The following is a 13827-nucleotide window of genomic DNA, read 5'->3' as shown; positions in this document are numbered from 1 at the left end:
CTCTCTATGTTTAAATTGTAATGAAAAACGGAGCCTCTCATCTATCGGCTCCGTGACTGTATTAACGCTATAATGACTTATTTTAGTAGTGTAGTGAAAAAGTGAAGCGGAATGAAAAGGTTGAGCTGGAGAAGCGGCAGCGTTCGTTTTTACCCTTGAATTTCATCAAGCTATGGCTCATTCATAGAAATTCAAGGGTAATAGCGATCGTAAGCCAAGCTTTTCATGCAGTGGAGCCTTTTTTCACTACGCTTCTAAATATGCTGTACCTTTTTGCGATATTCCTGCGGAGTGAGGCCTGTCTCTTTTTTGAACAGCTTGGAAAAATGGGAAAAGTTCGAATAGCCGATCATGACCGCAATATCGCTAATTTTCGTATTCGTCTTCTCCAGCTCTTCCCGGGCGCGGGCGATTCGCATTCTGACGAGATAATCCGTCAGCGAATGCCCCGTCTCCCGGCGGAACAGCCGCGACAAATACGCAGGATTTAAATAGACGGCCTCCGCCGCGTGCTCGCGGCTGAACTGCTCGTCCAAGTGCTCCTCCATATAACGCTGTACTTTGGAAACGACCTGCGATACGTCCTTGCCAGCCGTTCCGGCATAATCCGTTAGCTGCATGCATACTTGATGCGTCCAGCTGCGCATGCGCGGCAGCGACTTCATGACTTGCTCACCAGCTTCCCATTCACGCTTGGCGAACACGTCAGTTATAGCGACCCCCTGTTTGCCGAGCCACTGGAATACCATATTCATAAAGCCGAAGTAAAACGAGGCAAGCTGCGTATAATCACCGTTGCTGTGCTGCAAATGATCAAAATGCTCATCTATTCGCAGCAGCAGCTCCGCCCGCTTGCCCGGCGCAAGCAGCATCGCCCAATCGGTAAAGGGCAGCGGCTGCGAAGCTATCGCTGTGCTCGTCGCCTGGCCGCTCTGGCTGCTTTCGTGTATGACGGCACAGGCTGCATTCACATTGCTGCGCTCCAGATCAAGCAGCCGCTGTACGCTGCCGCGAAGCTGCTGCGCAACCGTCGCGGTGCCGATATAGCAAGACAGCTGGCAATGCAGCAGACCACGTGCCTGCTGGATAAAATTTTTGCAGCGATCGGCAATCGCCTGCTCGTCCTCCTCATTACTATAGAAGAGAGCATACAAAATACCGTTTCCGTCATGCACAATATGTCCGGGCTTGCCGCCTAGAACAAGCTCGGCCGCTGCATTTTTCACCCCATAGGTCATAATTTCCTCATCGCGCGCCGACCATTCTTCCCGCCAATGCTCAATGCTGATCAGCACCGCTCGAATTTCGCTATCCGCGCGCAGCGGTATGCCGTACGTTTCCATTGAAGAGTCCAAGTGCACGGGGGCAGCGGAAACCCGGTAATGCAGCATATCCTGCCAAAAACGCTCAATAAGCGCAGGCCGCTGCTTGTTCCACTGCTCATAATAATGGCTGTAGGTGCTGCGGATTTCTTCAAGCTCCTCCAGCTCCACAACCTTCTCAATCGCGTTATGAATGCAGGTCTTCAGCACCTCGTGATCGACTGGCTTCAGCAAATAATCGAAGCAATCGAGCTGCACCGCCTGCTGCGCGTATTTGAAATCCGCATGGCCTGTCAAAAACACAGTGACGGAGGAAGGGGAATGCTCATTGACCCACTCCAATAGCTGAATGCCGTTCAAATCAGGCATATCAATATCCGACAGCACAATATGCACCTTCTCCTGCAGCAGCACTTCCTTCGCTTCCTCCGCATCGCAGGCGGTAAACAGCTGGCCTATCGGCACATCCGACCAATTAATGCCCTGTACAATGCCGCGAACGGCAATATCCTCATCATCTACAACTAGCAAATTATACATTCGCAATTAGCTCCTCTTCCCCCACCGGGAATCGAATGGTAACGGCAGCGCCGCCTTCTTCCATATTTTTGAACGTAATAGCTGCCCGTTCGCCATAAATTAATTGCAGCCGATGGATGACATTCATAATGCCGAGCCTGCTCGTCTCCCCTTCAACAAGCGGGATTTTGCGCTGCAGCTGTTCCAGAACCGGTTCCGCGAAACCCGTTCCGTTGTCGGTAATCGTCAAATAAAATCCGCCATCCTTCTGCGTCTCCACTCCAATATGAATGATGAATGGCTTGCGGCGATTTTTGAATCCGTGAATGATGGCATTTTCCACAAAAGGCTGCACAATCAGCGCCGCGACCTTGTAGTTTTTCACAAATTCCGGCACGTCATATGTAAATTGCAGCTTATCCGGAAACCGCATTTTCTGAATCGTAATATAGTTGTCGATATGATCCAGCTCTTCGCTGAGCAAAATCATGTCGCGGTTCGAACGCATAATGAAGCGGAAATAGTCGGCGAGATGCAGGGACATTTTTTTCACCGATTCCGTATCGCCCAGCGCCGCTAAATTATAAACAATATTTAGACTGTTCATATAAAAATGCGGGTTGATCTGCGCTTGCAGCTGCCGCAGCTCTCCCTGCTTGACGCGCAGCTGCTCCTCGTAAACGTCGATTTTGAGCGTCGTAATTTGCTCGGCCATTTTATTGAAGGTGTTGCCGAGAAAAGCAAACTCCAGCGACTGCCCCGACTGCTTCGCCTCAAGGCGGACATCGAGCTGGCCGATGGCGATTTTCTTCATCCCGAGCATCAGCTCGCGAAGCGGCTTGAACAGCATATTGCGCATAAACAGCAAATAAATGCCCAGCAGCAGCAGAAAGCCGAACGGCGCAAGCAAGGCTGCATTTTGGAAAATAATTAGGCTTTTCAGCAGCGTTTGTTCCGGCACCAGTACCCGATACGCAATATTGGCCAAGCTGCTGTCGCGGTTCAGCACCAAATACGACTCTTTCGTCTCCGGATCGACGACGGAACCCGGCGACTCCGCAGCTGCAGCAGACTTTTCACTAAGAAGCCGCGGCGCTTGTTCAGTCAATGCCTGGGCGGACTGATTGGCATCACGCAAATAAATGCCATTGTTGCCGATGTCGCCATCACTCCATTGAATCGCCAGCAGCCGCTCCAAATCCTTCACTCGAATGATGCCGCCGACGTAGAGCCCATCTCTGACTTCAATAAAGTTAATGAGAAAATAATGCCCCGGCATTCGCTCGTCAAATTTGACCTCCCACGTTTCGGGATCATTGCGGGGCGCTTGGCCGCCCTTCGTCATCTGGATCATATTTTGCTTAATGATTTGCCGCGCATCCTCATACACCGCATTATCCGTGCCAAATATAATGTCCCGCTCATGATAGACGAAAATGCTGTCCAGCAAGCTGTACACCCCAACGTCCCGGTTCAGCTTGGAATCGATCTGCACCTTCGTGAGCATATACCAATCACTGTCCATCGGAAACGAGGTGAGCAGGCCGACATCGGAATCAAGCACCGACATCTGATACAAATATTCATTGATTTCCTCCAGATTCTGATCCATCTGGCCGCCGAATATATCCAGCGTATTGCGATACGTCTCCGAAACCTTCTCCCGTACAATTGTTTTCGCATACATATTGTTAATGAGCATGTACACGACAATTGGGAGCATAACGCCCATAAAGCCGATGATCAGCTTCGTTTTAATCGATTGCCCAAACCTCATAGGCCGCAATCCTCCCAAATTAATCTACTAATTACTCCTATATTACCATTGAAAGGCTTTTCTTTGAATCATAATCTATAAGGTGAAAAGAGCTCTCTTCTGCTTGCTGGCGCCACTTGCAGCCTAGTTATCATTCGTTTCTATCAATTAGAAAAAAAGAAGCTAGATAAACCGTCGAAAGTGTGTCGAATGTTGTAGAAAAAAGGCGTTTTAAATGTTATCGTGGAGTTAACCTGGGACTTTGATTAAAAGTTTCACAAATTTAAGGGGGACAACCTTATGTTTCTCAAGGACACACAGACAAAACCTATGACAGCCTTGCTAGAAGAAGCTAGAAAACGCTCTGCACTTTTTTCACAGCATGATTTTTCACCATTCCAGGTGCCTGCTATAAATTCGGACGAGACGAGAGCCATTATAGAGCATTTTAATGCTGCCCTTCAGATGATGACCCAGCAGGCCGCAGACGCAGAGCTTCGTTTACAGCTTGTAACAGCGGCTATCCAAGTTGGACTATGGGATATGCAGGTCATTGCGGGAGATCCGGTCAATCCGAAAAATACGTTCATTTGGAGCGATGCCTTTCGCAAAATGCTAGGCTATCAGAATGAGGCTGATTTCCCGAATGTACTGGACAGCTGGTCGTCCAAGCTGCACAAAGAGGATCATGACTGGGTACTCGCTGCCTTTGCCAGCCATTTGAATGATCGAACTGGGACCGTCCCTTATGATCTGGAATACCGCTTGCTGCTGAAAAACGGCCAATATCGCTGGTTCCGTGCAACGGGCACGACGGTAAGAGACTCGAAGGGCGTTCCGCTCCGCGTTGCTGGTGCTTTATTCGATATTCATGACAAGAAAATGAAGGATCAGGAGACTGCCGCTCTCGTTACGCGCTACGATCTGATCAGCCGTGCTTTAGTCGAGGCTCCTTGGGATATGACGGTCGTAGCTGGCGATGTGGTCAATCCAAATAATGAATTTTGGTGGTCGCCCCAATTCCGCAAAACGCTTGGCTTTCAAGACGAGAGCGACTTCCCTAACGTCTTCAGCAGCTGGAGCAGCCGGCTTCATCCCGATGATGCGGAACGGACAATTAAAGGATTTGCGGACCATATGAACGATTACAGTGGTAAAACGCCATATGACCTGGACTATCGTCTAAAGCTAAAAAGTGGCGAGTATCGCTGGTTCCATGCAGGTGGAGAAACAGTCCGGGATTCGAGAGGCGTTCCGCTTCGGGTTGCCGGCACGATTCGGGATGTTACCTATGAGAAAAATAAAGATGATATCGTCAAGCTGATGAATGAGAAAACCCAGCAGCTTTCGCAATCGATTTTGGATATGGTCAAAGGCATTAACAATGTCACAACCCAAGCGCAGGAGCTCGCCGTTGCCCAAGAGCAATCGACCGAAGCCGCCAATCACGCCAAAAATAGTGCCGACGAGACGAAAAATATTTCTAATTTCATTAAAGAAATCGCCAATCAAACGAATCTACTGGGCCTCAATGCCGCGATTGAGGCAGCACGTGCCGGTGAGCTGGGCCAAGGCTTTTCGGTCGTGGCCAATGAAGTGCGCAAGCTGGCCGTCCACAGCGCCGATGCAACCGTCAATATCGAAAACAGCTTGAACACGATGAAGGATTATATCGAGGAAATTCTCCAGCACATTCATAATATGGCTAGCTTAACGCAAACGCAGGCTGCCCTGACCGAGCAGGTCAACGCATCGATGGATGAAATTAACGACATGTCGCAGTCGCTAGTCGATATTGCGAAGACGTTGTAGGTTCAAATTTTTAATAAATATAAAAAGACGATTCCCTCTCCTTTTTTTAAAGGGGACGGATCGTCTTTTTTCTGCTTATAGGCTGCATAACTAATCTGAGCTGCTTATATATGGGCAAAAGCTCTAAAAGGCTGGTACTCCATCGTGCCGATTAAAGCTTTCACGCTGTCATGCTCCCAGAAGCCGAAATCATTATTGACATAAAGGGCGTTATTTTTCCGATAAAAAATTTCCGAGTCGCTAAACGTCAAAAGGGCATCCGAGCCCACCGTTTCGAGAAGGCTGAACACCATTTGGAGCATCAGCTCGCAAGCCTCCGGCTCTGTATCGTACGAATTGTAAAGCTTAAAGCTCACATGCTGCTGGTATACGAATTCATCCTCCAAATAGTCAGAGTCCCATCCAAATGACATATCGAGCGTATCGACTATGGTCACCGAAAATCCGATTCTTTCATTAAACTCATCGATTCGAAATCCATTGGTTAGCGGAACCAGCTGCTCGGCTACAAAGCCCAATTGCTTTAAAACCTTTGTTACCATCGACTGTGTCAACAACCGCTCCTCAAACATTAAGGAATATTGCAGTGCCATAAATTCCCCTCCGCTTTATTGATATCAGCATCCTACATGCATCATATCAAATAGCTCTGAACGGATTCTGACCGAAGCACTTCAATAGGAAAAAGTTTCTTTTGCCAGCGTACCTGTTGTTGACGCTTCCCTTATTCTCCTTTACTATAGAAAATAGTGAATTGATAATGATTTTCATTATAATTGGAGGCTTGTTCAAATGTCAGAATCCTTGGAATTATTTGATGTAACGATTATTGGTGGAGGCCCTGCGGGCATGTACACTGCTTTCTATAGCGGAATGCGCGATTTGAAAACTAAGCTGATTGAAGCTCAAAATGAGCTTGGCGGCTTTCTGCACACGTACCCGGAGAAAATGATTTGGGACGTCGGCGGCATTCCACCGATGCGCTGTGACAAGCTGATTGCCTGGCTGGAGCAGCAGGCGCGCACATTTGACCCCACTCTCGTGTTCAACCAAAAAATCGTTGGAGTGGTAAAACAAGCGGACGGGAATTTCCTGCTTACCTCGACAACTGGCGAGCAGCATCTATCGCGTACGGTCATCGTGACCGTAGGCCGAGGCATTACGCAAATTCAGAAGCTTGATATTCAGGGCGCTGACCGCTACGAGGTAACGAATCTGCATTACACCATTCAAGAGCTGATATCGTTCCGCGGCAAAAGAGTGCTAATCTCCGGTGGCGGCAATTCCGCAGTCGATTGGGCGAATGAGCTTACGGGCATCGGGGCAGAGGTTATCGTTATTCACCGCCGCGATCAGTTCAAAGCGATGGAGAAGCATGTCGCGGATATGATGGCAACCGCCGATGTGCGTACGCCTTATTTCGTCAGCCAGCTGAACGGGCAAGGCGAGACGATTCACAGCGTTACGATTACTAACGCCGAGACGGGCGAAACGGAGGTGCTCGAAGTGGATGCGGTAGTCGTCAACCATGGCTATACGAGCGACTACGGCCCGATTGCAGAATGGGGTATTGAGCTGGGCGAGTGGGCGATCAACGTCAGCAACCGTCTGGCGACGAATGTACCGGGCATTTTCGCTGCTGGCGACTGCGTGCATTACGACAGCAAGGTAAGACTGATTGCCGGAACGTTTACCGATGCCGTGCTTGCCCTGAACAGCGCCAAGCTATACATGGAGCCGGAAGCGGACCATTACGCCTACGTTTCCTCCCATAATGTACGCTTCAAGGAACGTAATAAACAGCTGCATATCGCATCACTTAAATCGTAAAGCTGTCCATAGCATAAACGGAATGCTTATCGTTTGCTAAAAAGCCCCTATCCGGCTCTATGACCGGATAGGGGCTTTTGCATATAAACGTCTGCCTTTTTCTTAATTAAATGATCAGGAAAGCCACTCCAGAAACTCAAGACGATTTCCAAAAGGGTCGTTTAAGTAGAAGCGTTTGACGCCTTCATCTGCCCTAGCCTCGTCGTCGATCACTTGGATGTGGTGCTGAAGCAAATGATCGTGCAATTCCTCTAGGCTCTGTACGTGGAAGGCAGGATGGGCTTTCGTTGCTGGGACAAAATCCTGCTGCACGCCAATGTGCACTTGATGGGTGCCGCATTGAAACCAGACCCCGCCGCGTTTTTTCAGCATCTCCGGCTTTGGAATTTCCGTCCAACCTAATATACCGTTAAAAAAACTCCTTGCCTCTGTTTCGCAGCCTTCCGGAGCTGCAAGCTGAACATGGTCAATGCCATAAAAATGATAAGCCATATATTTCGCCTCCTGTTTCATATAGTGAAACATAGTTTCATTTTATAAATCTATTTTAACGCTATTTCCAATAAAAATCCAGCCTTTTCCACTTTGATGCGGTAAACTAAACTAGCATAATCATGCTTCCAATCAGCTTAGGTCGCATATCCTTTCCTATATTTCAAAAAAAGTCCGTTACGGCTGATTACGCCATAACGGACTTCTCTATATGTGTGGTTCCTATTTTGCGAAGCTATGATTGCCGATCGTCGTAATGACTTCCAGGCTGTCCCAGAAGGCGCCTTTAGACACATTGGGATTAAAGAAGTAGATTGCATTTTGCACGTTGTTTTTGCCATTCAGCGCTTCCTTAGCTGCGCGCAGGGAGCCTTCATTTGGCTTGCTTTTATCAAGTAGTCCATTGTGAGCTGGCGGGAACTGTCTGCCCGAATAAATCACTTCACGAATCGTGCTTGGAAAACGGGAGTCCTTCACTCTGTTCAATATGACGTTCGCCAAGGCAAGCTGTCCTTGGTATGACTCATAACCCGACTCAACCATTGTAATCTTGGCAAGCAGCGTCAAGTCCGCTTCTGTGAACGGGTCAGCAGCATGATCAAAGATCGAAGGAATGATCACTTTAAGCTTCGTACCCGCTTTAAGCTTCGCCTTGCTATCCAGCCCGTTGCGCTTAAGCAGCTCCGACTTGCTGCTGCTCGTTTCCTTGCTAATCTCGTCAATACCGTATTTATCCGTTATTACTGCTGGCTTCACTGTAGCAAGCTCAATATCGCCTGATCCCGCATTTACTTGCAGATCAGCATGCAGCATTTCTGCTAATTGGCGCAGGGACGCATACAGTCTGCCTTCCTTGAACACGGGAGCCGCATCCATTACATACCGCTCATCGTTGAAATAGACAACGGGCACTCCGTTTCCGAGGACGATTTTATCATTCACTGCCGTATGTATCGTTACTTCCTCATTGTCACTATCCCAGCTCGACTTGGCACTGAACAGCTCAGCGATGCGAGCTACAGGCACATACAATCTTCCATCCAGTATAAACGTAGAATCATTCAGCACTACTTGCTTGCCGTCGAGTTTAATCTTCGCGTCATCCGCAGCCGAAGCGCTTGCCAAGGGCCCGATGCATAGCAGAAGCATTCCCAAAACCATAGCGAATATTAGCCGTTTAACCGGCCTGCTTTCTCTAATCATACGTACCTCCCAGAATATTGTGGTCGTATTTCACTTGAAGCAATAACAGCAAACCGCTGCAGCGCCTCACCATAAAACACGCCCTAGCTGGAGCAATCTCCCAGCATTCTTTCTCTGGGCAAAATTATAACACAGCTAAATAGGTCTGTAGGATTAACATTTTCACAGAATTAATAAGAAGCTTGTTCCACCCACTACTCTAAAACGTACAGCGGAAGCGTGAAATAGAAGGTGCTTCCTACTCCCAGCGTGCTCTCCACATGAATTTCTCCCTCATGATAATGGATGATTTCTTTGGCAATCGCAAGACCGATTCCACTCCCCTGAACCGCCTGCCGATCATGCCTTTCTCTAAAGAAGCGGTCAAATACAAATGGCAGCGACTCCTTCTGCATGCCTGCCCCATTATCCTGAACACGTATGGTGAGCTGACCGACGGAATCGTCATCGCCTGTCCATTCTTCGATTGCACAATGAATGCGAATCTGCCCTTCGGCCCCCGTGTGCTGAATCGCATTAAACACGAGGTTGGTCAGCACCTGCGTAATTCGGTCCATATCCACAACGACATGGTATTCGGACAGCTTAGCTGAATCAAATGCCAGCTGAAAATCATAATGCAGTCCGGCGCGCACAACATCGAGCATGAATTTATCCTCGATTTTGGCGACCAGCTCCTGAAGCGTCATCATGAGAAAGATCATTTCGGATTTGCCCGATTCTAGCCGCGACAGCTCAAATAAATCATGGATCAAACGGTTTAGGCCAAGCGCTTTGACGAGCACCATTTGCAAGTACCTTTTTTTATCCGCTTCCTGCTCCACAAGCCCGGATACAATCGCTTCTACATAGCCTTGAATCGCCGTCATCGGCGTACGCAGCTCATGGGAAATATCGCTGAGCAGACGCCTGCGGGACAGCTCAAGCCGGCTTAAATCTTTGTTTTTCCGCTCCAATTCCACCGTTCGCTCATGAATGCGATGTTCCAGATTCGTATTCAGCTCGGAAAGCTGCTCGTTTAACTCGGCAAGCTGCTGCGCATTGAGGCTTACTTCCTGAACGGACCTTTTTAACAACAGCAGCGTTCGGACACGGCTTACGAGCTCATTGCGGCCAATCGGCTTCGAGATATAATCATTCGCTCCAGCGCTAAAGCAGGCCATAATCGTATGATCCCTGCTGCTTGCCGTCATAATCAATATGGGCAGCTCGATTAAGTTGTATTTTTCTCTAATCAGGCCGCATAGCTCATAGCCGGACATGCCGACCATCATCAAATCGGCAATAACCAAATCCATTTCATGCAGCTCATCCATACGCTCCAGCACCTCAGCACCACTGGTAGCAGACTCGAATACACAGCTGAGCGGCGCCAGCTGTTGAATAACGACCTGCAAATTCACGGGTTCATCGTCCACAATGAGCACGCGGTAAGGCCGCTGTGAAGATATGGGCAGCTCTGAACCGCCTCTATTCCCTGTACCTGCGTGGGCGGCCACTGCTGTCTGTTCTTTTTCAACAGCGATGAGCTCATGCCCATTCAACCGCTCCTGTTGCTGTTCAAGCAGCGATACCGGCAGGCCCTTAACCCCCAGATGACGGATGGTAAAGCTAAACAATGAGCCTTGACCGACCTTCGACCATACCGTAATTTCTCCACCATGCAATTCGACAAGCTGCTTCGTAATTTTCAGGCCCAGCCCCGTGCCCGTATCATCAATCGATTCGAGCTTCTCAAAAGGGTTGAAAATGACTTCAAACTTGTCCTCAGCTATGCCAATTCCCGTATCCTCCACATGTATTTCCACATAGTCGCGGAAATGCTGCGCGGTTATCGTCACATGCCCGGAAGGCGTATATTTGATCGCATTGCCTATTAAATTAAACAAAATTTGCTGCAGCCGATTCTCATCGGCAAAAATAGGCGGGAAATCGGAGCGGATCTGATTGCGCAGCTCTAAATTTCTGCCGGTTACGAGCGGCTTGACGACCGTAAGCACCACCTGTGCCAGCTGGTACAAATCGATTTTCGTTAGATGAAGGCGCATATCATTATTTTTTAATAGAGCATAGTCCAATATATCATTAATTAAATAGGACATACGCTGACCGCTCGATACAATCATGTTCAAATGCACACGCTGGCTGTCTTCTATCCGATCATACATGCTGTGAAGCAGCGACTGCGCCAGCCCAATAATGCCGTTCAGCGGCGTACGCAGCTCGTGAGAGGTGTTAGCCAAAAACTCATCCTTTACCTTATCCAAATCAAGCAGGCGCGCAGATAAGCGCTCATTCGTTTTAATGGCATTGGAAAATTTGATCGACACAATAATGGATAAGCAAATAATTAAAAACAGCAGCCCATATGGAAAATAGATGCCCGTTCGAATCGTGTCATTGCTCATCAAAATATCATTGACGACCGTTATGAAAAAGACAACGGTGCCCATCAGCATTAAATTTGCGCCTGACAGCCGTCTAATGGCAGCCTTGAATACATATTGAATGAGCACAAAACCAATCACAATCGCATAGGCCTGCATCACCATGGCCAGCTTCGTAAACACTTGAACCGGCGTCACAACAATGAACAAGGTCAGCAGCCCGCCTGGAATCCACAGTATATTTCGCATCCGTTTTGTCACTTGGCCCGGAAAGCTGTAATAGAAAAACAGCACAAATAGCGGGGCGCTCCCGAGAAAGCCCAAATATTCGATTTTCACTAAGACATTATCATTTAGGCTTTGAATTAAGACCGATAGCGTGTATTGGGATTGGGAGCTGTTTTTCATAGCCAGCACTACACAAATAAGGCCAAAAAATAAAGATTCCCAATTTTTACGCAAGAGGATAAATAAAACGATGTGGTAAAGCCCCATAATGAGCATGCAGCCAATCAACATACTCTCGAATACGAGCTTCTTTTTCATATATTGATCCAGGCTGTCGTATTCCCCTAAAGTTAAAGGAGCAAACAAGCCTGCTTTTCGCTGGGTGTAGTTGGACACTTGAATGACAATGTCTGCCTGTGTCTGACCTGCTTCCAAGCGAATCAGGGACGGCACCATATACGGCACTGCCTCCGTCTCGCTGCGGCCTACAACTCCGCTCTCAGAAACGAGCTTCCCATTGATCCACATGCGGTGGGCCGTTGTTATCCCTTTTGCTACAAGGCCCAGCTCGGTTTCCGCCTCTGGCAATTGTACGACAAGATGATAGGTGGCATAGCCCTTGCTTGAATGCTTTTGTCCATCAGCCTCATGCTGGCTCCATGAGCTTGGCACTTTTATGTAGCCAGCCTGGCCAGCGCTCCCCGCTGTAAAATCATCAGGCTCCAGCAGCTGATTCCAGTAAAATTCCCATTCGCCGTCCAGCGAGCTGCCAGTGCCAGCAATTTGATCCTGGGCTGTAATGGACAGCTTCCCCCTGCTCGCTTCAGGTTTATCCTTATCTAGTGCAGAATTAAACGTCATTAGTATAATAAATATAAATGAAGCTAGTGCTATCGGAACGAAATAGTAGAGGAAAGGCACACGTTTCTTCATGGAAGCTTCACCGCTGATTACCCCTTTTTTCACAATAAAATTGCCGGAGCAATAGCACCCGCCTCTGCATCATAACATAGCTTATATTTCTAAGCGAAACGATAGCTTTGCCGTCAGAGGACGGCTTTCGGCCATTTACTCTTAAATATCATAGTTTTCAAGCCTTTTTTGAATTTCCTTCTTCTCCATATGGAGATAGGTATTCATCCACTGGTGGAGATGATAGCGCTTCGGATCAACGGCTATGGCGATATCATCATCGTGATCGTCCAATTGCACGAATTGCAGCTGAAGCGAATACGAAGGATATTTTTTCAAATAACGCGAAATTTCAAAAGCATCATACACGGCGGCCAGCACATCCCCCTGCCGTACGCCATCAAAAAGCTGAGCCGAGTTTGGATAGCCCACCTGATTTTGATTCGGGAACAGCTCACGCGCAAAGCCCGCATAGGAGGTGCCCGCTACAATGCCAATCCGTTCTCCTCGCCCTTGGATGAGCGCTAGCGGATCAACGTCATCCCCTTTTTCGCCAATGGCTGCAAGCTGCAATCGGTTAATCAATAGCGCTTGTTTCAAATTCAAATAAGCATCGGAAAATAAAACCCGCTTCGCCCGTTCCAAGGTCATGCTCAGCTTGGAAACCCCGATATCCACCTCTCCAGTAGATACTTGATTAATCACTTCATTAAAGGAAGCTGCTGTACGGATAAACTCGGCTTGTACGCCAAGCTTAAGAGCGATGTCATTTGCAAGATCAACATCGCTTCCGCGGAGCACTCCCTGATCATCTGCATAGAAAAACGGATAGCGATCCTCCTGATAGAGGGCTACCCGCAGCTTGCCTCTGCTCAAAATGTCCCGAATATCCTCCGGATAAGTCTTTAATTGCTCCTCTGTATAAACGGGTAGCTCCACTTTATCAGCCGGAGCGGCAGAGCTTGCGGGAATTGGACTAGTGACGGCTGGGCTTGCCGCATGAGCTTGCTTTTCTGGTGCCAATTGATGTGCCTGTTGTGTCATGCTTGCACATGATGTCGTAAAAATGCCTATTACCAACACCAAAAGCAAGCAGAAGGCCAAGCGATCGTATTTGCCGATCATTGCTGGCCATCCTCCCCTCCATGCGAAACTTGAGTTTTGCGAAAGCATACTGCGCATACGGTCATGTCATACACAGCGATACGAACATAGCATAGCTTGCAGCGCGGAATAGAGACGGTTGCCAAGCCTCCAACAACCTCTTCCAGCTCTTCTTCCAAGAGCTCACCGGCTTGCCCATTTTCTTTTTTCTGATCGTTATCAGCCTGCTGGTATCCCATATGCCCCGCCTCTTTCAAAGGTT

At 48.3% G+C, this 13827-nt stretch carries 10 protein-coding genes; 2 read left to right on the top strand and 8 right to left on the bottom strand.

The genetic code is table 11. From position 1 onward, the window contains the following. Nucleotides 1-254: 254 nt before the first annotated feature. On the bottom strand, nucleotides 255-1862 hold the full coding sequence (locus AC50YG_RS27005; protein WP_341279217.1) for a helix-turn-helix domain-containing protein: 1608 nt from the start codon (nucleotides 1860-1862) through the stop codon (nucleotides 255-257). Further along, a complete protein-coding gene (locus AC50YG_RS27000; protein ID WP_494831435.1) occupies nucleotides 1855-3618 on the bottom strand; it encodes a sensor histidine kinase in 1764 nt (587 codons plus the stop codon). Before AC50YG_RS27000 ends, AC50YG_RS27005 begins: the two co-directional genes overlap by 8 nt. 279 nt (nucleotides 3619-3897) lie before the next feature. On the opposite strand from AC50YG_RS27000, the gene AC50YG_RS26995 reads away from it, so the two are divergent. After that, nucleotides 3898-5409: a methyl-accepting chemotaxis protein gene (locus AC50YG_RS26995; protein WP_494831433.1), complete on the top strand. Its 1512-nt coding sequence runs from the start codon at nucleotides 3898-3900 to the stop codon at nucleotides 5407-5409. A 104-nt stretch (nucleotides 5410-5513) separates the two neighbouring features. Here AC50YG_RS26995 and AC50YG_RS26990 read toward each other — a convergent pair whose 3' ends face one another. Then, nucleotides 5514-6002 (bottom strand): SitI3 family protein, encoded by a 489-nt coding sequence (locus AC50YG_RS26990; protein ID WP_494831431.1) that lies wholly within the window; start codon nucleotides 6000-6002, stop codon nucleotides 5514-5516. 199 nt (nucleotides 6003-6201) lie between these two features. Here AC50YG_RS26990 and AC50YG_RS26985 point away from each other — a divergent pair, with 199 nt between their 5' ends. Further along, nucleotides 6202-7239, top strand: coding sequence for an NAD(P)/FAD-dependent oxidoreductase (locus AC50YG_RS26985; RefSeq protein ID WP_494831429.1), 1038 nt, complete (start codon nucleotides 6202-6204; stop codon nucleotides 7237-7239). 114 nt (nucleotides 7240-7353) lie between these two features. On the opposite strand, the gene AC50YG_RS26980 is transcribed toward AC50YG_RS26985, so the two are convergent. The 5 genes from AC50YG_RS26980 to AC50YG_RS26960 all read right to left on the bottom strand — a co-directional run bounded on the left by AC50YG_RS26980 (nucleotide 7354) and on the right by AC50YG_RS26960 (nucleotide 13804). Further along, complete coding sequence (locus AC50YG_RS26980) at nucleotides 7354-7731, bottom strand: VOC family protein (RefSeq protein ID WP_494831427.1); 378 nt, start codon at nucleotides 7729-7731, stop codon at nucleotides 7354-7356. Nucleotides 7732-7953: 222 nt separating this feature from the next. Then, nucleotides 7954-8934: a cell wall hydrolase gene (locus AC50YG_RS26975; RefSeq protein ID WP_494831425.1), complete on the bottom strand. Its 981-nt coding sequence runs from the start codon at nucleotides 8932-8934 to the stop codon at nucleotides 7954-7956. Nucleotides 8935-9128: 194 nt separating this feature from the next. Further along, nucleotides 9129-12482 carry an ATP-binding protein gene (locus tag AC50YG_RS26970; RefSeq protein ID WP_494831423.1) on the bottom strand — a complete coding sequence of 1118 codons (3354 nt, stop codon included), beginning with the start codon at nucleotides 12480-12482 and terminating at the stop codon, nucleotides 9129-9131. A 141-nt stretch (nucleotides 12483-12623) separates the two neighbouring features. Beyond that, nucleotides 12624-13586, bottom strand: coding sequence for an ABC transporter substrate-binding protein (locus tag AC50YG_RS26965; protein ID WP_473761184.1), 963 nt, complete (start codon nucleotides 13584-13586; stop codon nucleotides 12624-12626). Beyond that, on the bottom strand, nucleotides 13583-13804 hold the full coding sequence (locus AC50YG_RS26960) for a hypothetical protein (RefSeq protein WP_341279226.1): 222 nt from the start codon (nucleotides 13802-13804) through the stop codon (nucleotides 13583-13585). Before AC50YG_RS26960 ends, AC50YG_RS26965 begins: the two co-directional genes overlap by 4 nt. Between the last annotated feature and the right edge of the window lie 23 nt (nucleotides 13805-13827).

Source organism: Paenibacillus sp. J31R34 (assembly GCF_059383715.1).
Note: the sequence above shows the minus strand (reverse complement) of the source record. Positions and strands in the feature narration are given on the sequence as shown.

Coding starts and splice junctions, on each gene's coding strand:
- AC50YG_RS27005 (WP_341279217.1), bottom strand. CDS start 1,862: ATGTATAATTTGCTAGTTGTAGATGATGAGGATATTGCCGTTCGCGGC.
- AC50YG_RS27000 (WP_494831435.1), bottom strand. CDS start 3,618: ATGAGGTTTGGGCAATCGATTAAAACGAAGCTGATCATCGGCTTTATG.
- AC50YG_RS26995 (WP_494831433.1), top strand. CDS start 3,898: ATGTTTCTCAAGGACACACAGACAAAACCTATGACAGCCTTGCTAGAA.
- AC50YG_RS26990 (WP_494831431.1), bottom strand. CDS start 6,002: ATGGCACTGCAATATTCCTTAATGTTTGAGGAGCGGTTGTTGACACAG.
- AC50YG_RS26985 (WP_494831429.1), top strand. CDS start 6,202: ATGTCAGAATCCTTGGAATTATTTGATGTAACGATTATTGGTGGAGGC.
- AC50YG_RS26980 (WP_494831427.1), bottom strand. CDS start 7,731: ATGGCTTATCATTTTTATGGCATTGACCATGTTCAGCTTGCAGCTCCG.
- AC50YG_RS26975 (WP_494831425.1), bottom strand. CDS start 8,934: ATGATTAGAGAAAGCAGGCCGGTTAAACGGCTAATATTCGCTATGGTT.
- AC50YG_RS26970 (WP_494831423.1), bottom strand. CDS start 12,482: ATGAAGAAACGTGTGCCTTTCCTCTACTATTTCGTTCCGATAGCACTA.
- AC50YG_RS26965 (WP_473761184.1), bottom strand. CDS start 13,586: ATGATCGGCAAATACGATCGCTTGGCCTTCTGCTTGCTTTTGGTGTTG.
- AC50YG_RS26960 (WP_341279226.1), bottom strand. CDS start 13,804: ATGGGATACCAGCAGGCTGATAACGATCAGAAAAAAGAAAATGGGCAA.